This is a genomic window from Bradyrhizobium sp. TM239 (assembly GCF_036247985.1).
Classification (GTDB): Bacteria; Pseudomonadota; Alphaproteobacteria; order Rhizobiales; family Xanthobacteraceae; genus Bradyrhizobium; species Bradyrhizobium ottawaense.
Genome location: NZ_BTIR01000068.1, coordinates 1 through 251 on the forward strand (window position 1 = coordinate 1; position 251 = coordinate 251).

Consider the following 251-nt stretch of genomic DNA (forward strand, 5'->3'; position numbering starts at 1 on the left):
ATCGTCGATGCCGTGAAGAAGGAGCTCAAGCTCGACAAGCTCGAGGTCAAGCTCAACCCGGTGACGTCGGCGACCCGCATCCCGCTGATGGCCAACGGCACCATCGATCTCGAATGCGGCTCGACCACCAACAATGCCGAGCGCCAGAAGCAGGTTGCCTTCACCAACACCCACTTCCTGACCGCCAGCCGCTACGTCTTCAAGAAGTCGAGCGGCCTGAAGTCGATCGACGACCTCAAGGGCAAGACCGT

At 60.6% G+C, this 251-nt stretch carries 1 protein-coding gene; it reads left to right on the forward strand.

All coding sequences use genetic code 11. From position 1 onward, the window contains the following. A partial coding sequence (locus AABA84_RS34940; protein WP_338314371.1) for a transporter substrate-binding domain-containing protein occupies nt 1-251 on the forward strand: 251 nt, incomplete at both ends.